The sequence below is a fragment of the Methylobacterium sp. XJLW genome (assembly GCF_003254375.1).
In the GTDB taxonomy this organism is placed as follows: domain Bacteria; phylum Pseudomonadota; class Alphaproteobacteria; order Rhizobiales; family Beijerinckiaceae; genus Methylobacterium; species Methylobacterium fujisawaense.
The window spans coordinates 3,608,885-3,629,492 of the sequence record NZ_CP016429.1 but is presented as its reverse complement, the minus strand read 5'-3'; the positions used below and the strand labels follow the sequence as shown (position 1 = coordinate 3,629,492).

General features: G+C 68.6%; 17 protein-coding genes and 1 other annotated feature. Of the genes, 10 read left to right on the top strand and 7 right to left on the bottom strand.

Features of this window, described 5'->3' with window-relative positions; translation table 11 throughout:
- Positions 1 to 204: 204 nt before the first annotated feature.
- The 7 genes from A3862_RS16865 (at position 205) to A3862_RS16835 (ending at position 9,868) form a co-directional block, all read left to right on the top strand.
- Positions 205 to 1,014: an SGNH/GDSL hydrolase family protein gene (locus A3862_RS16865; RefSeq protein WP_043758336.1), complete on the top strand. Its 810-nt coding sequence runs from the start codon at positions 205 to 207 to the stop codon at positions 1,012 to 1,014.
- A 128-nt stretch (positions 1,015 to 1,142) separates the two neighbouring features.
- Entirely contained in the window at positions 1,143 to 1,670 is a 528-nt protein-coding gene (gene hslV / locus A3862_RS16860) for an ATP-dependent protease subunit HslV (protein WP_043351688.1), read from the top strand.
- 496 nt (positions 1,671 to 2,166) lie between these two features.
- On the top strand, positions 2,167 to 3,855 hold the full coding sequence (locus A3862_RS16855; protein ID WP_043758339.1) for a methyl-accepting chemotaxis protein: 1,689 nt from the start codon (positions 2,167 to 2,169) through the stop codon (positions 3,853 to 3,855).
- A 135-nt stretch (positions 3,856 to 3,990) separates the two neighbouring features.
- The gene (locus tag A3862_RS16850; protein WP_043351674.1) at positions 3,991 to 5,661 is read left to right on the top strand and encodes a methyl-accepting chemotaxis protein; all 1,671 of its coding nucleotides are present in this window, start codon (positions 3,991 to 3,993) and stop codon (positions 5,659 to 5,661) included.
- 64 nt (positions 5,662 to 5,725) lie between these two features.
- Positions 5,726 to 5,781: a sequence feature (sul1 is cis-regulatory element that is thought to sense ions involved in sulfur or methionine metabolism; They are found in Alphaproteobacteria), on the top strand.
- 60 nt (positions 5,782 to 5,841) lie between these two features.
- On the top strand, positions 5,842 to 7,338 hold the full coding sequence (locus A3862_RS16845; protein ID WP_111473829.1) for a SulP family inorganic anion transporter: 1,497 nt from the start codon (positions 5,842 to 5,844) through the stop codon (positions 7,336 to 7,338).
- A gap of 101 nt (positions 7,339 to 7,439) precedes the next feature.
- The gene (gene hslU / locus A3862_RS16840) at positions 7,440 to 8,753 is read left to right on the top strand and encodes an ATP-dependent protease ATPase subunit HslU (protein WP_053611483.1); all 1,314 of its coding nucleotides are present in this window, start codon (positions 7,440 to 7,442) and stop codon (positions 8,751 to 8,753) included.
- Positions 8,754 to 8,980: 227 nt separating this feature from the next.
- The gene (locus tag A3862_RS16835; RefSeq protein WP_111473828.1) at positions 8,981 to 9,868 is read left to right on the top strand and encodes an EamA family transporter; all 888 of its coding nucleotides are present in this window, start codon (positions 8,981 to 8,983) and stop codon (positions 9,866 to 9,868) included.
- Between the two features lie 9 nt (positions 9,869 to 9,877).
- On the opposite strand, the gene A3862_RS16830 is transcribed toward A3862_RS16835, so the two are convergent.
- From A3862_RS16830 to A3862_RS16815, 4 genes are all read right to left on the bottom strand, one after another.
- Positions 9,878 to 10,279 (bottom strand): PTS sugar transporter subunit IIA, encoded by a 402-nt coding sequence (locus A3862_RS16830; RefSeq protein WP_043351658.1) that lies wholly within the window; start codon positions 10,277 to 10,279, stop codon positions 9,878 to 9,880.
- A 175-nt stretch (positions 10,280 to 10,454) separates the two neighbouring features.
- Positions 10,455 to 10,895, bottom strand: a complete 441-nt coding sequence (locus A3862_RS16825; protein WP_111473827.1) for an HPr kinase/phosphorylase — start codon at positions 10,893 to 10,895, stop codon at positions 10,455 to 10,457.
- Positions 10,895 to 12,649, bottom strand: a complete 1,755-nt coding sequence (locus A3862_RS16820) for a sensor histidine kinase (protein WP_051975922.1) — start codon at positions 12,647 to 12,649, stop codon at positions 10,895 to 10,897. Before A3862_RS16820 ends, A3862_RS16825 begins: the two co-directional genes overlap by 1 nt.
- A gap of 71 nt (positions 12,650 to 12,720) precedes the next feature.
- Positions 12,721 to 13,431 carry a response regulator transcription factor gene (locus A3862_RS16815; protein ID WP_043378508.1) on the bottom strand — a complete coding sequence of 237 codons (711 nt, stop codon included), beginning with the start codon at positions 13,429 to 13,431 and terminating at the stop codon, positions 12,721 to 12,723.
- 304 nt (positions 13,432 to 13,735) lie between these two features.
- On the opposite strand from A3862_RS16815, the gene A3862_RS16810 reads away from it, so the two are divergent.
- The 3 genes from A3862_RS16810 (at position 13,736) to lepA (ending at position 16,959) form a co-directional block, all read left to right on the top strand.
- Positions 13,736 to 14,521 carry a HugZ family pyridoxamine 5'-phosphate oxidase gene (locus tag A3862_RS16810; protein ID WP_052083633.1) on the top strand — a complete coding sequence of 262 codons (786 nt, stop codon included), beginning with the start codon at positions 13,736 to 13,738 and terminating at the stop codon, positions 14,519 to 14,521.
- A 25-nt stretch (positions 14,522 to 14,546) separates the two neighbouring features.
- A complete protein-coding gene (locus tag A3862_RS16805; RefSeq protein WP_236952957.1) occupies positions 14,547 to 14,783 on the top strand; it encodes a hypothetical protein in 237 nt (78 codons plus the stop codon).
- A 373-nt stretch (positions 14,784 to 15,156) separates the two neighbouring features.
- Positions 15,157 to 16,959 (top strand): translation elongation factor 4, encoded by a 1,803-nt coding sequence (gene lepA, locus A3862_RS16800; RefSeq protein ID WP_043761264.1) that lies wholly within the window; start codon positions 15,157 to 15,159, stop codon positions 16,957 to 16,959.
- 158 nt (positions 16,960 to 17,117) lie between these two features.
- On the opposite strand, the gene A3862_RS16795 is transcribed toward lepA, so the two are convergent.
- From A3862_RS16795 to A3862_RS16780, 3 genes are all read right to left on the bottom strand, one after another.
- Positions 17,118 to 17,435, bottom strand: coding sequence for a c-type cytochrome (locus tag A3862_RS16795; RefSeq protein ID WP_043351655.1), 318 nt, complete (start codon positions 17,433 to 17,435; stop codon positions 17,118 to 17,120).
- A 223-nt stretch (positions 17,436 to 17,658) separates the two neighbouring features.
- The gene (locus A3862_RS16785) at positions 17,659 to 18,942 is read right to left on the bottom strand and encodes a PQQ-dependent sugar dehydrogenase (RefSeq protein ID WP_043378511.1); all 1,284 of its coding nucleotides are present in this window, start codon (positions 18,940 to 18,942) and stop codon (positions 17,659 to 17,661) included.
- Between the two features lie 114 nt (positions 18,943 to 19,056).
- Entirely contained in the window at positions 19,057 to 20,559 is a 1,503-nt protein-coding gene (locus tag A3862_RS16780; protein ID WP_043758350.1) for an NAD(P)/FAD-dependent oxidoreductase, read from the bottom strand.
- Positions 20,560 to 20,608: the final 49 nt, after the last annotated feature.

Sequence of the window (20,608 nt, the reverse complement as noted above, 5' to 3'; positions counted from 1 at the left end):
GCATGGTTCATGCCGAATGCGGCAGCATCCTGCCGAAACGTCGCGTCGGCGCCGTTTCGGGGGCCGGCCGGTCGCCAGCCCCAAAAGCCGCCTAATTTTGCGTTACGAATTCAGTGTGTTTTCAAGCTCGGCACGGAACCGCTCTTTTCAGCACCGTGTGTCAGACTGTATCTAACGCTCACGAGAGCCGGAGCCGTCGGTCCCGTGTCCAAGTCGCTGAACACTGCCTTCCCCGCCCGCAAACTGCTGCGCCGTCTGGGCTTGCTCAGCGCCTTGCTGGTCCTGCCGACGGCGGTTCTGGCCTATGCGGACCTCCTGCCCGAATCGCTCGACATGCTGGGTCTCGACCTGCGTGAGAGCCCAGACCTGCCGCACGTCGCCCGTCAGATCGCCATCGGCGCACCGCTGAAGATCGTGGCCTTCGGCTCGTCCTCGACGCAGGGTATCGGCGCGTCGACCCCGGCCAACGCCTACCCGGCCCGCCTCCAGATCGACCTGCGCAAGAAGCTGCACGGAATCGACGTCGCGGTCATCAATCGCGGGATCGGCGGCGAGCACGTCGACGACATGCTGGCGCGGCTCGACCGGGACGTTATCGCGGCCGAACCGCAGCTCGTGATCTGGCAGACGGGCAGCAACGACCCGCTGCGCGGGGTCTCGGTCGAACATTTCCGCGAGGCCACCGTGTCGGCCATCCGCCGGATCCGCGAGGCCGGGATTGACGTGGTGCTGATGGAGCCGCAATGGTGCCCGAAGCTGGAAGCCACGCCGGGCGCCTCCCGCTTCCGTGACGCGGTCCGCAGCATCGGCGACGACCTCGACGTTCCGGTGATCCGCCGTGCCGATCTCATGCACGGCTGGGTGCGCGAGGGTAAGCTGACCACCAAGCAGCTCTTCGCCGCCGACGGGCTCCACATGGCCGATCGCGGCTACGCCCTCCTGGCCGAGGCCGCGGCGCAATCGATCCTGCAGGATGCGGGTCCTGTGCGGAGCTTCGAGCCTGTGGCCGAATAGAGGGCGCCCCACCGCCCCTTCCGGCTGGACTCGGCCGGCGAAGCTCCCCATCTCGGCGCGATCGAGAGCGGAGCCGAACCTTGAGCCAGGACGCATTCAGGTACGAAGACCGGGGCGCGGTGCCCCAGATGCACGCGACCACGATCCTGATGGTGCGCAAGGGCGGCCGTGTCGTCATCGGCGGCGACGGTCAGGTCAGCCTGGGCCAGACCATCGTGAAGGGGAATGCCCGCAAGGTCCGGCGCCTGGCCAAGGGCGCGGTGATCGGCGGCTTCGCCGGCGCCACGGCTGACGCCTTCACCCTGTTCGAACGCCTCGAAGCCAAGCTTGAGCAATATCCCGGTCAGCTGACGCGGGCCTGCGTCGAACTCACCAAGGATTGGCGGACGGATCGCTACCTCCGCCGCCTCGAGGCGATGATGCTGGTCGCTGACCGCGATGTCAGCCTGCTTCTGTCGGGCTCCGGCGATGTGCTGGAACCGGAAAGCGGCGTCATGGCCATCGGCTCGGGCGGCAATTACGCCCTGGCGGCCGCCCGCGCGCTGGAAGACGGAGACCTCGATGCAGAGGCGATCGTCCGGCGCGCCATGGGCATCGCCGCGGAGATCTGCGTCTACACGAACGGCAATCTGGTGATCGAGACCCTCGAAGCCTGACCTCCCGCGGCTGCGGCCTGAGCCGGCGTCGATACCGTACGATCGACGCCGCTTCTCGCACCGTGGCCGCCCGCATCCGGATCGTCGGGGCGCTCATGCCCCGCCGGGGCGGGCTAAGCAGTGCATCCCCATCGCACCCGCAGCGGGCTCTGCCCTGCAGGTCGTATTCGCGTGCAATGAGGAAAAGAAGCGGCTCCAGCCGACTTCATGAGATCCCCTCGATCCTAAATTTCACAATGAAAATTCGACGATCAATCAATTTATTGATGTAAAAACGGTCAGATTAGATAAATTTCGTGCGCTTCATCTACTGCGTACGAGAGCTTCCGGATCCATCACTGAAATTTGAGCGCCGGGTCCGCCATCTCGCGGCACAGCTCCAGCCGAGATTTACAACGACGACTGCATCGGTAAGGGAATTTTCACGCTGTAAAATGCATAGTCGGCCCATAATAAGCAAAATTCGTCGCGCAACATGCGCGCTGAGGGCTGAACTATGCGATCGATTAATGACGTCCGCATCGTGACGAAACTGACCGCCGCCTTCGGCAGCTTAGCGGCGGTAACGGTTGGGATCAGCGCGATCGGATACAGTCATCTAACGTCGATCGAGCGGGTCAATCATCTTACGGAGCATACCTACCAGGTCATCTCTGCGCTCGACGGCGTGACGCAGTCGATGCTGAACCAGGAAACGGGGCTCCGCGGCTACCTGCTCTCGGGCGACCCGAAATTTCTGGAGCCGTTCCGCAACGGCCAGAAGGCCTACAAGGCGGCGCTGGAGACCGCGCAGGCGCTCACGGTGGACAACGCAGCGCAGCAGGCGCGCCTGGCGGCCGTGAACAGCTTGGCCGCGACCTGGTCGAACGACATCGCCCGGAACGAGATCGCCCTCGTCGAGGCGGGCCAGCTCGACGCGGCGCGCCAGATCGAGGCGAGCGGCGCCGGGAAGGCGTCCATGGACGCCCTGCGCGCGAAGCTTGCCGACGCGGACCAGGCCGAGCGGGAGCTTCTCGCGGCCCGCAGCGACGAACAGGGGCGCTCGTTCAGCGCGGCCTATCTCGCCAGTCTTCTCGGCAGCGTGGCCAGCGTCGTCATTGCAGTGCTCCTGGCGTTCCTGGTCTTCGCGATGCTGACCCGCCCGCTCGGCCGGCTCGTCGCGGTGCTCCAGCGGATGGCCCGGGGTGAGATCGAGGCCGAGATCGCAGAGGCCCGACGCGGCGACGAGATCGGCGCGGTCGGGCGGGCCGTGGAGGGAATCAAGACCATGGTCGCTAGGAAGGCGGCCGAGGATGCCGAGATCAAGCAGATCGCCGACACCGCGGCGGCCGCCGAGCGGCGGCGGACCATGATCGAGCTGGCCGACAGCTTCGATCGCGCCGTGGGCGGGATCGTCGGGATGGTGTCGTCCTCGGCCACGGAGCTGCAGGCGACCGCGCGGACCATGTCGGCGACCGCCTCCGAGACGTCGAGCCAGTCGACCACGGTGGCGGCAGCCGCCGAAGAGGCGGCCACCAACGTGAACACGGTGGCGGCGGCGGCCGAGCAGCTGGGCTCCTCGGTCCAGGAAATCGGCCGGCAGGTGGACGGTTCGGCCCATCTGGCGCAGCGGGCCGTCTCGGACGCCGACCAGACCGGCGCCCTGGTCCAGGAGCTGAGCAATTCCGTATCGCGGATCGGCGACGTGGTCGGTCTGATCTCGAACATCGCCGGCCAGACCAACCTGCTTGCGCTGAACGCCACCATCGAGGCCGCCCGCGCCGGTGCCGCCGGCAAGGGTTTCGCCGTCGTCGCCGCCGAGGTGAAGGCGCTGGCCGAGCAGACCGCGAAGGCGACCCACGAGATTTCCGGCCAGATCGCGCAGATCCAGGCGGTGACCGGTCAGGCCGTGACGTCGATCGGCGGCATCACCGAGCGGATCCGGGAGATCAGTGGCGTCGCCACCTCGATCGCCGCCGCAGTCGAGCAACAGGGCGCGGCCACGCAGGAGATCGTCCGGAATGTCGCGCAGGCGGCGGTCGGCGCCGGCGAGGTGACGAGCAACATCTCGGGTGTCGCGGGCGCCGCCGAGGAGACCGGCATGGCGGCCGGCCAGGTGCTCGACGCGGCGTCCGAGCTTTCGCGGCAATCGGAGAAGCTGACCGCCGAGGTCGACCGGTTCCTCGTGAGCGTCCGCGCGGCGTGAGCGGTGCCGCGCAGCGGGCTTCCGGCGACGGAGGCCCGTTCGTCAAAACAAATAATGCCGACGGCGATTAGTTTACGCGGCTTTGACGAATAACCGGCATTTTAGCGCCAATCGAGCCTCTGCGGTTGGATCTCAATGAAAATCGGCGGAAAACTTCTGGGCTTCGTCGGCGCGTGCAGCCTGACGACGCTGATCGTAGCCGGGGTCAGCGTCGCGACGCTGAGAAGCTTCGAGCACTCCCTCACGAGCGTCGAGAACGCCTCAATCCGGGCGCTCGACGCCGCCAACTTCAACCGCCTCGCCGCCGAAGTGACCATGGATTCGCGGGGCGTCTACGCCTCCGCAGACCGGACGGAGGCGGCCAAGTACACCGCCGGCATCCGCAAGGGTCTGGCCGAGATGGACGCGCTCCGGGCGGACTGGGCGCCGCGCGTCACCGAGGCCGAGCGCCCGCTCTTCGACGCCATGGTGCGCAATGCCGAGGCGTTCCGGACCCTGCGCAGCGCCCTCGCGGAGGCGGGCGACACGACCGGCCCCAAGGCGGCCGCCGAACTCGGCTTCAACGACGCCAATCGCGCCAACCGCAAAGTCTTCCAGGCGAGCATCGATGCCCTGGTGAAGCAGGGCCGGACCGAGATGGCGGCGATCAAGTCGGACACCCAGGCGCTGTTCCAGGCGCGGACTCTGCTCCTCCTCGGCCTCGCGCTGGCCGGAACCGCGATCTGCTGCGCTCTGGGCCTGCTCATCGGGCAGCGGCAGATCGCCCGGCCGCTGCGGGCGGTCTCGGAGGCGATCCAGCGCCTCTCGCGCGGCGACCTGACCCTGCCCGCGATCAAGCCGGGGCGCGACGAGATCGGGGCGATCTGGACCAGCATGCAGGTCTTCAGCGACACGATGCGCGAGGCCGAGACCCTCCGGCACGAGCACGAGCGGATGCGGGTCGATACGGCGGCGCGCAAGCGTTCCGAGATGGCCGGGCTCGCCGATCAGTTCCAAAGCAACCTCGGCGGGCTGGTCGATCACCTGGCCGGAGCGGCAGCCGGCTTGGAACGCGCCGCCGCCACCATGGCGGGCAACGCCGATCACGCCGGCACGCAGTCCCAGGCCGTGACCCGCGCCGCCGAGACCACCGCCTACAACGTCGAGGCCGTCGCCGCCGCCACCGAGGAACTCGCCGCGACGGCGAGCGAGATCGGCGTTCAGGTCACGCAGACCTCCACCGCGGCCGAGGGGGCCGTCGAAGCGACGCGGCGGACCCGGACGAGCGTCCAGGCCCTCGCCCGCAGCGCCGAGGGCATCGGGCAGGTCGTCTCCCTCATCTCCACGATTGCCGGCCAGACCAACCTGCTGGCGCTCAACGCGACGATCGAGGCCGCCCGCGCCGGCGAGGCCGGACGCGGCTTCGCGGTCGTCGCCACCGAGGTCAAGGATCTGGCCACCCAGACCGCCAAGGCCACCGAAGAGATCGCCGGGCAGATCGCCGCCATGCGGGCGGCGACCCACGAGGCCGTCGCCGCGATCGAGGAGATCGGCGGCACGATCGAGCAGGTCCACGGCATCGCCCTCGGTGTGGCCGCGGCCGTCGAGGAGCAGCAATTGGCCACGCAGGAAATCGCCCGCAGCGTCTCGGAGGCCGCGAGCGGCACCCGCTCCGTCACCGAGACCATGGCGCTGGTCCTGGGTGCAGCCCGCGAGACCGGCGCGAGCGCCGCGGAGGTGCTGGCGGCCGCCGCCGACATCGCCCGCCGCTCCAACGGGCTGGGGAGCGAGGTGGCGGGCTTCGTGGCGCAGGTCCGGGCGGCCTGACGGTCCCTCCGCTGCGCGCGGATGTTGCATTGCAGCGCGCAGGCCCCTAGGGTCCGCGCATTCGCAAGGACCCGGTGAAAGCCCGGGTGGCTCTTCCGGCCGCCGATCCGCCGGACCACGCATTCGAGACGCGCCATGACCCGCCAGCGACGCGGGCACGCCGCTCGTGCGGAATCAAGCATGTCACTCAGCTCACCCGGACAGACCGGGTTTCTCCGGTCGTGGACATCCAAAATCCGCGGCGACACCCTCTCGGGGATCGTCGTCGCCCTCGCGCTGATCCCCGAGGCCATCGGCTTCTCGGTCATCGCCGGCGTCGACCCGAAGGTTGGTCTCTACGCCTCCGTGGTCATCGCCTGCACCATCGCCTTCGCGGGCGGCCGCCCCGCCATGATCTCGGCCGCCACCGCCGCCACCGCCGTCGTGATGGTCGAGCTCGTGCGCGACCACGGGGTGCAGTACCTCTTCGCCGCCACCATCCTGATGGGCGTGATCCAGATCCTGGCCGGCCTCCTCCGGTTGGGCCGGCTGATGCGGTTCGTCTCGCAGTCGGTGATGACCGGCTTCGTCAACGCCCTGGCGATCCTGATCTTCCTGGCGCAGATGCCCGAACTGACCGGCGTCACGCCGGCGACCTACGGGCTCATCGCCCTGGGCTTGGCGATCATCTACGGCGTGCCGCGGATCACCCGCGCGATTCCCGCCCCGCTCATCGCCATCGCGGTGCTGACGGCGATCACCGCGATCTTCCACCTCGACGTCCGCACGGTCGCCCATCTCGGCGCCCTGCCCTCGGCGCTGCCGAGCTTCGCCCTGCCGGACGTGCCCCTCACCTTCGAGACCCTGCGGATCCTTCTGCCCTACGCGGCGACGTTGGCCGCGGTCGGCCTGCTGGAGAGCCTGCTCACCGCGCAGATCGTTGATGACCTGACCGACACGGGCAGCGACAAGAACCGCGAATGCATGGGCCAGGGCGTGGCCAACATGGCCTCCGCGGTGTTCGGCGGCATGGGCGGCTGCGCGATGATCGGCCAGTCGGTGATCAACGTCTCCTCGGGCGCCCGCGGCCGCCTCTCGACGCTGGTGGCCGGCGCCTTCCTGCTGCTGCTCCTCGTGGCGCTGCAGGATCTGCTCGCCGTGGTGCCCGTGGCGGCCCTGACCGCCGTGATGATCATGGTCTCGATCAACACCTTCTCCTGGCGTTCCCTGGCCCGCCTGCGGACCAACCCGCTGCCATCCTCCGCGGTGATGCTGGCCACCGTCCTGGTCGTCGTGGCCACGAAGGATCTCGCCATCGGCGTGCTGGTCGGCGTGCTGCTCTCGGGCGTGTTCTTCGCCGGCAAGGTCTCCCGTCTCAACCGGATCACCTCCAGCCTCTCGGCCGATGGCCGGACCCGCACCTACGCCATCACCGGGCAGGTGTTCTTCGCCTCCGCCGGCACGTTCTCCGAGGCGATCGACGTGCTGGAGCCGGTCGAGCGTCTCGTGATCGACGTCAACGCGGCGCATTTCTGGGACATCTCGGCCGTCGCAGCCCTCGACCGGGTGGTGCTGAAGGCCCGCGCCCGCGGGCGCCTCGTCGAGGTCGTCGGCCTCAACGCCGCCAGCTCGACCCTCGTCGAGCGGTTCGGCCAGCACGACAAGCCCGGCGTTACAGCGGTGCCGGCAGCGCATTGAGGCGGCTATCGGCCCACGCGGCGCCCCCTTGCGCGGGGCCGCGTGGGACCCCATTCCCGGCGCGGGGCCGATTTCGGGCCGGGAACAGGGATGGCACAGCGGTGACGACGTTCTCTCCGCGCGAGATCGTGTCCGAACTCGATCGCTTCATCGTCGGGCAACACGACGCCAAGCGCGCCGTGGCGATCGCGCTGCGCAATCGCTGGCGACGCCAGCAGCTGATCGGTCCGCTCCGCGAGGAGGTCGCGCCCAAGAACATCCTGATGATCGGGCCGACCGGGTGCGGAAAGACCGAGATCGCCCGCCGCCTCGCCCGGCTCGCCAACGCCCCGTTCCTCAAGGTCGAGGCCACCAAGTTCACCGAGGTCGGCTATGTCGGCCGCGATGTCGAGCAGATCATCCGTGATCTCGTCGAAGTGGCGATCGGCCTGACCCGGCAGGTAAAGCGCGAGGGCGTGAAGGCCAAGGCCGAAGCCGCGGCCGAGAACCGCCTCCTCGACGCCCTCGTCGGGCCGACCGCCAGCCAGGCCACCCGTGACAGCTTCCGGCGTAAGCTCCGCAACAGCGAGCTCGACGACAAGGAGGTGGAGCTGGAGCTGACCTCCGGCGCCCCCACGGGCATGCCGATGTTCGAGATTCCCGGTGTGCCGGGGGCCTCCATGGGCGCGATCAACATCGGCGACATGCTCGGCAAGGCACTCGGCGGCCAGCGCGGCAAGCCGCGCCGGATCCTGGTCCGGGACGCCTATGCGCCCCTGATGGCCGAGGAATCCGATAAGCTCGTCGACGACGAGGCGCTGGTCCGCGAGGCGATCGGCGAGGTCGAGAACAACGGCATCGTGTTCCTCGACGAGATCGACAAGATCTGCGCCCGCGAGGGCCGGTCCTCCGGCGACGTGTCCCGCGAGGGCGTACAGCGCGACCTTCTGCCGTTGATCGAGGGCACCACGGTCGCCACCAAGCACGGCCCGGTGAAGACGGACCACGTCCTGTTCATCGCCTCGGGCGCCTTCCACGTCTCGAAGCCGTCCGACCTCCTGCCCGAGCTGCAGGGCCGCCTGCCGATCCGCGTGGAGTTGCAGCCGCTGACGGTGGACGACTTCAAGCAGATTCTCACCGCCACCGAGGCGAGCCTGATCAAGCAGACGGTCGCGCTGATGGAAACGGAGGGCGTGACCCTGTCCTTCACGGACGACGCCGTCGACGCGCTCGCCCGGGTCGCGGTCGAGGTGAATTCCTCGGTGGAGAACATCGGTGCCCGCCGGCTCCAGACGGTTCTCGAACGGGTGATCGACGAGATCTCCTTCACCGCCACAGACCGCTCCGGCGAGACGGTGCCGATCGACGCGGTCTATGTGCGCGAGCGGGTTCAGGACTTGGCGTCCAACGCCGATCTGAGTCGGTTCATCCTCTAGGACCTGGACGTCATCCGCGCTCCGGTTTGCGGCCACGCCGTCATTCCGGAGCGCCGCGCCGGAGCGCCACGCCGGAGCGCCAGAGGCGAGCCCGGGCTTCGCGACGCGGTCCCGGAACCTCCAGTCATGATTGAGGGTGGCGTGAGCCATGCGGCCCGGCGCGGCCCTTGGCGGCCGCCGCGTCTGCTAGGCCCGCGCCGGGGCGCGGTGCTGGGGAATGTCGACGCGTGTCACGCATAAGATTCGGCCTCGGCGACACGATGCTCTCGGTCGCCGCGCTGGTGACCGGCATGGTCTCCCTCCAGAGCGGAGCGACCTTCGCCAAGAGCCTGTTTCCGGCGGTCGGTGCATCCGGGACGTCCGCCCTGCGGGTCGGCTTCTCGGCACTGATCCTCGTTGCCGTCTGGCGGCCGTGGCGGCGCAGCCTCCCGGCGCGCGAGGCCGGCTGGATCGCCCTCTACGGGACGGCTCTCGGGCTGATGAACCTCCTGTTCTATCTCGCACTGGCACGGCTGCCCCTCGGACCGGCCGTGGCCATCGAGTTCGTCGGGCCGCTGGCCGTCGCTCTGATCGCGTCGCGCCGCCGGTCGGATTTCCTGTGGATCGGCGTGGCGGTCGCCGGACTCGCGCTGCTCCTGCCGATCTCCGGTCAGGACGGACTCGATCCGATCGGGATCCTGCTCGATCTCGGCGCGGCCCTGTGCTGGGCGCTCTACATCCTGTTCGGACAGCGCGCGGGGCGGATCGACGGCGGCCAGGCCGTGTCCCTCGGCATGTTCACGGCGGCCATCGTGGTGGCGCCCTTCGGCCTGTCGGAGGCCGGACCGGCCCTGCTCACCCCCGGCATCCTGGCCGCAGGCCTTGGCGTGGCAGTGATGTCGAGTGCCCTGCCCTATTCCCTGGAGATGTTCGCCCTGCGCCGGCTCGACCGGAAGAGCTTCGGCGTCCTGATGAGCCTGGAACCCGCCGTGGCGGCCTGCGCCGGCCTCGTTCTCCTGGGGGAGCGAATCAGTCCCATCCAATGGCTGGCGATCGGATTGGTGATCGCGGCCTCCGTGGGAATCACCGTGAGCACGCGGCGGACGACCCCGACCGCGGCCGTACTGGAAGCCTGATCGTGAAGACTACTTCCCCGCCAGAACCCGCGAGGCGACGTTGATGTATTTGCGGCCCGCTTCCTGGGCGTGAAGCACGGCGTCGCCGAGCTTCTCCTCGTCGCGGACGCTGGCCAGCTTGATCAGCATCGGCAGGTTGATGCCCGCCACGACCTCCACCGAGCCGCCGTTCATGCAGGACAGGGCGAGGTTCGACGGCGTGCCGCCGAACATGTCGGTGAGCACGACCACGCCCTCACCGGTATTCACCCGACAGACCGCGGACATGATGTCCCGCCGTCGCAATTCCATATCGTCTTCCGGCCCGATCGTGATCGTCTCGATCTGATCCTGCGGGCCGACCACGTGCTCCAGAGCGGCCTTGAACTCGGTCGCCAGTAGCCCGTGAGTTACGAGCACCATGCCAATCATCGACACGTGTTCCAACGTCCTGTGAATGCCGCCATGTTGTGCATCGCACAGCCCCCCACAAGGCGAACGCGACTTTTTTGCCCGGACATTTCCGCGATCATGCCACGGCCGCAGCGGCTGCGCCATGGGGGTATACCAGTCTTAGGCGAATCGAACCGCCTGTGCGGCTGCGAAGTCACGGCCGATGCTTTCGCAGTGCCGCACGGATGAGCAGCGGCGCGAGGCCGGCGGCGCGCACGCCCCGGTCGAGAACGAGGCGCGGCAGGGTCAGGCCGAGGAGCGCCGCCGCCTCGGGAGGCTCCGGCAGGCGCGGTGCCGTCTCCACGAGATCGACGGCAAGATCCAGAACCACATCCGGGCGGAACGGGATGCCGAGCTCGGCCACGGGCAGGATCCCCTGCCCCCGGATCTCGACCCGTCCGGCGAGGCTCGGATGGGGACAGGCCACGAGTCGCCCTTCGCGCACCGTGCAGACGACGCGGTCGTCGGCCACGAAGGCCCCGTCGGCCGCGGCGGCGAGCAGGAGCGCGAGACTGGATTTGCCGGCGCCCGACGGGCCGCGAATCAGGATCCCGGTCTCGCACAGCGCGATACAGGCGCCGTGAAGGGTGAGCATCAGGCGTGGAGTTGCCGCGGGGCCGCCGGCAGGCGGACCACGAAGCGGGCGCCGCGCACGGTGGGCTCGCCATCCTCATCCGGGGCGCCGGGCCGGTTCTCGGCGCGGATCGTGCCGCGATGGGCCTGGACGATCTGGCGGGAAATGGACAGGCCGAGCCCTGAATTCTGGCCGAAGCCCTGCTCGGGCCGGTCGGTGTAGAAGCGCTCGAAGATCCGCTCCAGGGCGTGCTCCGGGATGCCCGGACCCTCGTCCTCGCAGATCATCTCCACCTCACCGCGGACCCGGCGCAGCACCACCCGGACCTTCGCGTCGCTCGGCGAGAACGACCGAGCGTTGTCGAGGAGGTTGTTGACCACCTGGCCGAGCCGGCTGTCGTGGCCGATGATCGTGAACGGCGCGTCCTGCTCCGATCCGATCGATTCGACGTCGAGCTGGATCAGGCAGTCCTTCGGGCGCCGCCGCTCGTTGGCCACGGAGACGACGGTGGTGAGAAGCCGCCGGAGATCCACGCGCCGGGCTTCGGCGCGCGCGAGTTCCGCATCGAGCCGCGAGGCGTCCGCGATGTCGCTGATCAGCCGGTCGAGGCGCTTCACGTCGTGCTGGATGATCGCCATCAGGCGGCCGCGGGATTCGTCGGTCTTGGCGAGGGGCAGGGTTTCCACCGCGCTGCGCAGCGACGTGAGCGGATTTTTCAGCTCATGGCTGACATCGGCCGCGAAGCTCTCGATGGCGTCGATCCGCCGGTAGAGCGCCTGGGTCATGTCGCGTAGGGCGCCGGACAGATGGCCGATCTCGTCGGTCCGCTCGGTGAAATCGGGGATTTCCTCGCGGGTCTTGATGCCCATCCGGACCTTCTCGGCGGCCTCGGCAAGGCGGCGCACCGGCCCCGCGATGGCGCCGGCCAGCAGGAACGACAGCACCACCATCACCGCCGAGGCGACGAGGAAGACCTGGAGCAGACCGAACCGCTCCGAGGCGATGACCCGGTCGATGGCATCGCCCTGGGTCGAGATCAGCAGGGCGCCGCGGACGGAGCCGGCCCGGTGGATCGGCACGGCCACCGACACGGTGGTCTCGCCGAGCTTGTTGCGGCGCACGAGGCTGCCGCGGTTGCCGCCGAGCGCCGCCTGGACCTCCCGGAGGGAGTGGCCGTTCACCGGCCCGGTCTCCTCGGCGGTCTCGGTCCGGCTGCGGAACAGGCCGCCGAGCTTCGCCTGGATCGTCTCGAAGGCGGATTCGAGCATCCCGGGCTTGTGGGGCTTGGGCTCCAGCGGATCGGGCCGGCTGGCGTCGCCGCGCTTGAACAGGGTGCGGGTGTCGAACAGGAGGCCGCCCTCCTGATCGTAGACCCGAGCGCGGTTGCCCGTCGGCGTCACGAGGCGCGACAGGAGCGGCGCCACTTTCTCGGGGTTGAGCGAGAAGGCGAGCGGCTGCGATTCCTCCTCCGCCGCCTCGCCGGCCTGCTGCTGGAGCAGCTTGTCGGGATCGATGCGGATCGTGTCGGTGTCCACCGAGGCCGAGGCGGCGATCGCCCCCGCGATGATCTCGCCCTGGATGGCGAGGCTCTGGATCCGGGCCTGGATCAGGCCCTGGCGGAACTGGTTCAGGTAGAGGAACCCGACGAGCAGCGCGATCAGCCCGACGAGGTTGAGGACGACGATGCGGCGCGTCAGGCTCGACGAGGCGCGCTGGCCGATTGCGTCCCACACGGCGCGGGGCAGGCCGAGCGGTCGGGACAGAATCTGGGCCAGGGAGGCGCGGGGCGGGGCATCCTCGGTCTGGGGCTGGGTGGTCCGGGCGGTCACGGGGCGGATCCTGGAGATCACGCCTCCTTGAAGCGGTAGCCGACGCCGTAGAGCGTCTCGATCATGTCGAAGCTCTGGTCGGTAACCTTGAACTTCTTGCGCAGCCGCTTGATGTGGCTGTCGATGGTCCGGTCATCGACATAGACCTGATCGTCGTAGGCCGCGTCCATCAGGGCGTTGCGGCTCTTCACCACGCCGGGGCGCTGCGCGAGCGCCTGCAGAATCAGGAACTCCGTGACTGTCAGGGTCACCGGCTCGCCCTTCCACGTGCAGGTGTGGCGCTCGGGATCCATCATCAGCGCGCCGCGCTCCAGCGACCGGGCCGCCACCTCGGCCTCGCCCCGGGGCGCGCTGCCGGGGGCCTCCTTGGCGAAGCGCCGGAGCACCGCCTTGACCCGCTCCACGAGGAGCCGCTGCGAGAACGGCTTATGGATGAAGTCGTCCGCGCCCATCTTGAGGCCGAACAGCTCGTCGATCTCCTCGTCCTTCGAGGTCAGGAAGATCACGGGAAGGTCGGATTTCTGCCGCAGGCGTCGGAGAAGCTCCATCCCGTCCATGCGCGGCATCTTGATGTCGAAGATCGCGAGATCGGGCGGCGAATGGCGCAGACCGTCCAGGGCGGAGGCGCCGTCCGTGTAGGTCTGGATGCGGTAACCTTCGGTCTCCAGCGCGATCGACACAGAGGTGAGGATGTTCCGGTCGTCGTCGACGAGGGCGATGGTCGGCATGCGCGGTCCCTGACTGAACGGGCTCAGGCGCAGTCCCGGCTCTACGCACAGGCCGCGCCGCATCCCGGCCCACGAGGGGCAGACGAAAACGCGAACCGGGCAGTTTCGGCGCAGCCCGGCACACGCAAAGGGACAGGTGCTTTAGTACGACCGATCGGAAAAAGCGAGCGGCGGTCATAGCTTGGCCGTAACAGCGGCACGCCGCGGCCCATCTGACGCGGTTCAGACGCCTCGCGCGCGCTGCGGCAGATCGCTAACATGGCGGCGGAATGCGGCGGCAATTCGGACCGGGGAGGAATCGCGGATGGGCGAGACGATGGACACGGGTCCGGGTCCCGGCGGACCGGCCCGTCCGCTGCCCGCCGAAGCGGCGCCGTTCGACGCGATCGGCCTGTCGCGGATGCTCCTGCGCAGCATCCGTTCGGGTGCCCTCGCGACCTTGGATCCGGACGGCACGCCCTTCGCGTCCCTCGTCACCATCGCCACCGACATGGACGGCACGCCGCTGATGCTGCTGTCGCGGCTGTCGGCCCATACCCGCAACCTGCTCGCCGAGCCGCGCTGCTCACTGCTGTTCGCGCAGGGCGGCAAGGGCGATCCCCTCGCCCATCCCCGGCTGACGGTGGTCGGCCGCGCCGTCCAGACAACTGAGGCGCGGGCGCGCGAGCGGTTCCTGGCCCGCCACCCGAAGGCCAAGCTCTACGCCGATTTCCCCGATTTCGGCTTCTTCGCCCTCGCGCCGGACGCCGGCCATCTCAACGGCGGCTTCGCCAAGGCCGCGACGCTGACCCGGGACCAGCTCCTCCTCGATCTCTCGGACGCGCAGCCGATCGTGGCCGGCGAGCGCGGCGCCGTGGAGCATATGAACGCCGACCATGCGGACGCGTTGGCGCTCTACGCCGCGGGCGCGGGCGGCGAGGCCGGGCTGCCCTGGCGGCTCACCGGCCTCGACCCCGAGGGCATGGACCTGATGGCGGGCGATCGCACCGTCCGGGCCCCCTATCCGGAGCGCGTCACCGACATGGGTGCGCTGCGCAAAAGTCTCGTTGCCATGGCCGCGCGGGCGCGCGCGACCGGTGCGGACGCGTGAACGCGCAAGGACTTCACGATCAGGCATGGCGAAAAGTCGCTGCGTGCCCCATATCGGGGCGATGAGCGATACCCAGACTGATACCTACCCCTTCAGCCTCGATGTGGAGCCGGTCGGCGAGAGCGGCTCCCTGTTCCAGTGGAGCATCCGCAAGCACGGCAAGCTGCACCAGCGCTCGGACCGGAAACATCCGACCGAGGCCAAGGCGCGCTCCCATGGCGAGGCCGAGATCGAGCGCCTGATCCGCGACCGCGGTCGCTGATCGGACGGACGATCGTCGGCGACAGTCCCGTCGTTCACCCGGGGGCCGGCACGTTCCGGCCCCCGTCGTTTGTCCGCGGATCGGACGACCGGGTCCATGCCCTCCGTCATTCCGGGACCGCGACGCGCAGCCCGCGACCGGGACACCCGGCGGGATCCGAGGGCGCCAGCCGGTGCGGTTCCGGTATTCGGGCCCTTCTGCGCCCGCCTGGAATGACGGGACGGGACCCTCATCGCGACGGCGCCAGTCCTCAGGCGCTTAGGCCGCGCTTGGCGCCTTCCCGCGGCGCTGCTATCTCGCGCGGGAGCCGATCTTCTCGAATACGTCCCGACGTCAGAGGGTGCGCGCCGGCGTGCGCCCGAACGGAATGCCGATGACAGCCCCGATCGAATCCATCCGCAATTTCTCGATCGTCGCACATATCGACCACGGCAAATCGACCTTGGCCGACCGGCTGATCCAGGCCACCGGCACCGTCGCGCTCCGCGACATGAGCGAGCAGATGCTCGACTCGATGGATATCGAGAAGGAGCGCGGCATCACCATCAAGGCGCAGACCGTGCGCCTGGAATACAAGGCGCAGGACGGCAAGGATTACGTCCTGAACCTGATGGACACGCCCGGCCACGTGGACTTCGCCTACGAGGTGTCGCGCTCGCTTGCCGCCTGCGAGGGGTCCCTCCTCGTGGTCGACGCCTCGCAGGGCGTGGAGGCGCAGACCCTCGCCAACGTCTATCAGGCGCTCGACGCCAACCACGAGATCGTGCCCGTCCTCAACAAGGTCGACCTGCCGGCGGCCGAGCCGGACCGGGTGAAGGAGCAGATCGAGGAGGTGATCGGCCTCGATGCCTCCGACGCGGTGCCGATCTCGGCCAAGACCGGGCTGAACATCGAGGCGGTGCTGGAGGCGATCGTCACCCGCCTGCCGCCGCCGAAGGGCAAGAGCGACGCGCCGCTGAAGGCGCTCCTCGTGGACAGCTGGTACGACGCCTATCTCGGCGTCGTCGTGCTGGTGCGGATCATCGACGGCACCCTCAAGAAGGGCATGACCATCCGCATGATGGGTGCCGACGCGGTCTACGGCGTCGACCGGATCGGCGTGTTCCGGCCGAAGATGGCCGATATCGACGCCCTCGGCCCGGGCGAGGTCGGCTTCTTCACCGGCTCGATCAAGGAAGTGGCCGACACCCGCGTCGGCGACACCATCACCGAGGACAAGCGCCAGACCACCGAGATGCTGCCGGGCTTCAAGGAAGTCCAGGCGGTGGTGTTCTGCGGCCTGTTCCCGGTGGACGCGGCCGAGTTCGAGAACCTCCGCTCGGCCATGGGCCGGCTGCGGCTCAACGACGCCTCCTTCTCCTACGAGATGGAGTCTTCGGCCGCCCTCGGCTTCGGGTTCCGCTGCGGCTTCCTCGGGCTCCTGCACCTGGAGATCATCCAGGAGCGGCTTGAGCGCGAGTTCAACCTCGACCTGATCTCGACCGCGCCCTCGGTGGTCTACCGCCTCAAGATGCGCGACGGGGAGGTGAAGGAACTCCACAACCCGGCCGACATGCCGGACATCATGAAGATCGAATTGATCGAGGAGCCCTGGATCCGCGCCACGATCCTGACGCCCGACGAGTATCTCGGCGGCGTTCTGAAGCTCTGCCAGGACCGCCGGGGCGTCCAGATCGACCTCAACTACGTCGGCAAGCGCGCCATGGTGGTCTACGACCTGCCGCTGAACGAGGTGGTGTTCGATTTCTACGACCGGCTGAAGTCGATTTCGAAGGGCTATGCCTCCTTCGATTACCACGTCTCGGATTACCGCGAGGGCGATCTCGTGAAGATGTCGATCCTGGTGAATGCCGAGCCGGTGGACGCCCTGTCGATGCTGGTCCACCGCACCCGCGCCGAATCGCGCGGCCGGGCCATGTGCGAGAAGCTCAAGGACCTGATTCCCCGCCACCTGTTCCAGATCCCCGTCCAGGCGGCGATCGGCGGCAAGATCATCGCCCGCGAGACGATCAAGGCTCTGTCCAAGGACGTCACCGCCAAGTGCTACGGCGGCGACATCTCGCGCAAGCGCAAGCTTCTGGACAAGCAGAAGGAAGGCAAGAAGAAGATGCGCCAGTTCGGGCGCGTCGAGATCCCGCAGGAAGCGTTCATCGCGGCGCTGAAGATGGACGATTGAGGCGCCGCGTTGGTGAGGCGCTTTCCGTCATCTGTCACGAGGAAGACGCGAGAGCCGATCTTGCTTGTGCGTTCGAACGTGATGGCCGATTCTGAAATCGGAACCGGCCTTCTCCGTCGTTGCGAGCGCAGCGACGATGCGGGGCGCAAAAAGAGCGTCTACCCCGGCGGCAGCACGTCGATCTGAATCCCCGCATAATACGCCGCCAGATTGGCGATATCCGCGTCCGACAGCTCCTTCGCGACCACGTTCATGATCTCGTTCTGCCGCTTGCCGTCGCGGTACTCGGTGAGCGCCTTCACGAGGTAGGGCTCGACCTGACCCGCGAGGTTCGGCGCCTCCGGCAGCTTCGAGAGCCCGTCCATCCCGTGGCAGGTCTGGCAGGCGGTCGCGCGCTTCTTGCCCGCAGCGGCGTCGCCGGCCTCGGCCGAGAGCGGGACGAGCGTGGCGGCGAGGAGGAGAAGCAAGCGAATCATCGGGGCGGGCTCGAACTCTCGGACCGGTGGAGACTGGCACCCGCGCTTCCGGACGGGGCGCGGGTCCCCTCTCCCGTGCGGGAGAGGGACAGGGTGAGGGATCGGATCTTTCCGGAGACGGCGCACCCCTCATCCCAACCCTCTCCCGTCCGGGAGAGGGGGTGCGTCGCGCCCGTTCGCGACGGGGCGTCCCTCTCGGTGAGGGGCGCCCCGTCACAAGACACTACTTCTCGTACGAGATCCGATAGATCGCCCCGGCGGAATCGTCCGAGACCAGCAGCGAGCCGTCGAGCATCACCGCCACGTCCACCGGGCGGCCGAGATACTCGCCGTCGCCGGTGAGCCAGCCCTCGGCGAAGGGCTTCACCGATTCCACCTTCCCGTCGGCGCCGAGCTTGGCGAACATCACCCGGGCGCCCACCGGCTCGGTGCGGTTCCAGGACCCGTGCTCGGCGATGAAGATCCCGCCCTTGTAGGAGGCCGGGAACTGCTTGCCGTTGTAGAAGGTCATGCCGAGATCGGCCGCGTGCGGCGGCAGCTCGGCCTGCGGCGCGACGGCGTCGGCCGGCGGGGTCTGGTCCTTGTACTCCACCGTGCGGACCGCACCGCCGCCGAACCACGGGAACCCGAAATTCTCGCCGGCCTTGGTGGCGCGGTTGAGTTCGCCCGGCGGCTTGTCGTCGCCCATGCCGTCCACTTGGTTGTCGGTGAACCAGAGGGACTTGTCGGTGTTGAAGTCCATCCCCACCGAGTTGCGGATGCCGGTGGCGTAGACCTCGCGGTTCTTGCCGTCGGCATCGATGCGGATGATGCCGCCGATGCCGGTCTTCTTGTAGAGATCCATCTTCTCGGGCGGCGGCACGTTGTAGGGCTGGCCCAGCGCGATGTAGGTCTTGCCGTCCGGCCCGACCCGGCAGACCCGGGCGGTGTGGTTGAAGCTCTCCTCGGAGGCCGGGATCAGCGCGCCCTGCTTGACCAGCACGCCGGCGGCGACGTCCGGATTCTCGTAGAAGAACTCGGCGGCCGGGAAGGCCAGGACGCGGTTCTGCTCCACCACGGTGAGCACGCCGTCCTTCGAGAAGCAGACGCCGTTGGGGATCTTGAACGCGATGCCCGGCGCGAAGGGCCGGACCTCGTCGGCGACCCGGTCCTTGTCGCGGTCGGTGACCGTGAAGATCTTGCTCTTGCGCGTGCCGACGAACAGCACCCCGGCATTCGGGCCGACCGCGATGGCGCGGGCATCCGGCACCACGGCATAGAGATCGATCTTGAAGCCGTCCGGCAGCTTGATCTTCGACAGGTTCTTGCGGATCGCGTCGGCGCGCCGGCCGGTCTGCGGGATTTCGGCGGCGGCCTGCGTGTCCGTGCTGTGGAAGCCCTCGAGCTTCTCCAGATCGTCGGTCTTGGCCTTGGTCTCGGCAGGGGCGGCGCCCTGCGACAGGGCGGGCAGAACCGCCGCCGGCATGGCCACGCCCGCGACGAGCGCGGCGAGAAGCAGAGATCGCATCGAAACAAATCCTCCCGGCGGCCCTCGGTTCAGGGCATTACCGGAAGGGAACGATAGGGGCGCGGGAGAGACCGGCAAGCCGCGTCGGTGACGCGGGCCCGGTGCTGTTGCGCGTCAGGCGACCTTGCGCGGCACGAGACGCTCGCTGCCCAGCGCCGCCTCGGCCCCCGACACGCCGGCCTCCGTGTACTCGGCGTCCTCGTTGACCCGCCAGACGTCGTGCCGCCGCCGGCCGCAGAGGATGTTCTCCACGGTCAGCATCGCGGTCATCATCGCGTGGTCCTGGTTGTTGTACTTGTGCATGCCGTTGCGGCCGACGAGGTGCAGGGTCGGGAAATCCCGCTCCAGCTCCCGCCGCACGGTGACGACGTGGCCGGCATATTCCTCGTCGTAGACCGGGTAGGCCTTCGGCTGGCGGACCACGCAGGCATCGACCACGTCGGCCGGGTCGATCAGGCCGATCTGACCGATCTCGCGCTTGGCGAGCTCCACCAGCTCGGCATCGTCGGCGTTCCAGAGGCCGTCGCCCTCGAAGCAGAAATATTCGAGGCCCAGGCAGGTATGGTCCGCGTCCGGCACCATCTCGGGGGACCACGAGCGGAAATTCTGCACCCGGCCGACCTTCACCGACGGGTCGTGGATGTAGATCCAGTTGTCCGGGAAGTTCTTGTCGGACTTGGCGATGAGCGCCACCGTCAGGAAATCGCGGTACTTCAGCGCCCGGGCGTTGAAGGTGCTGAGCGGCCGCGGGCGGATCGCGTCGACCAGCTCACGGACCGGCGCGGACGAGATGACGTTGCGGGCCGTGAAGGTCTCGCGGCTGCCGTCGGCGCGGCGGGCCGCCACCGTCCAGATGCCGGTCCCGGCATCGTAGCTGAGGGAATCGACGCTGCGGTCGAGGCGCAGGTGGCCGCCCTGGGCCTCGATCTTGGCGGCGGCGGCCTCCCACATCATGCCGGGTCCCCGGCGCGGATAGCGGAACGACTCGATCAGCGTCTTGATGACGGGACCGCCGGCCGGGGCCCGCTTGCGCAGGCCCAGGGAGCGCTTGATGCCGTCGCGGATCGCCGCGCCGAGGTCGAGCCCCTTGATGCGCTGCGCCGCCCAGTCGGCCGAGATCGCGTCGCAGGACATGCCCCACACCTTCTCGGTGTAGGTCTTGAAGAAGATCGCGAACAGGCGCTCGCCGAACTGGTTGCGCACCCAGGCGTGGAAGGTCTTCGGCTCCTCGATCGGCCGCAGGCGGGCATAGAGGTAGGAGGCGACGCAGGCCGCACTGGTGAAGACGCCGAGGTTGCGGAGCGCCTCGAAGGCCTTGAGCGGGTAGGCGTAGTACCGGCCGCGATAGTAGATCCGGGACAGGCGCGGCCGCTCGATGAAGTCGTTGGGAAGGATCTCGTCCCAGAGATCGACCACGGCCTGCGACTTCGAGAAGAAGCGGTGGCCGCCGATATCGAACAGGTAGCCGTTGTGGGAAACGGTTCGCGAGATCCCGCCGACCTGCGCCGGATCCCGCTCCAGGACGGTGACGGAGCGCCCCTTCTTCGACAGCAGGTAGGCGGCGGTCAGACCCGCGGGCCCCGCGCCGATCACCAGCGTCTCGGTGTGGTGGCTCATCCCATGCTCCGGCGATTGGTGCGGCGCGCGACGCGCAGGACGCCGACCG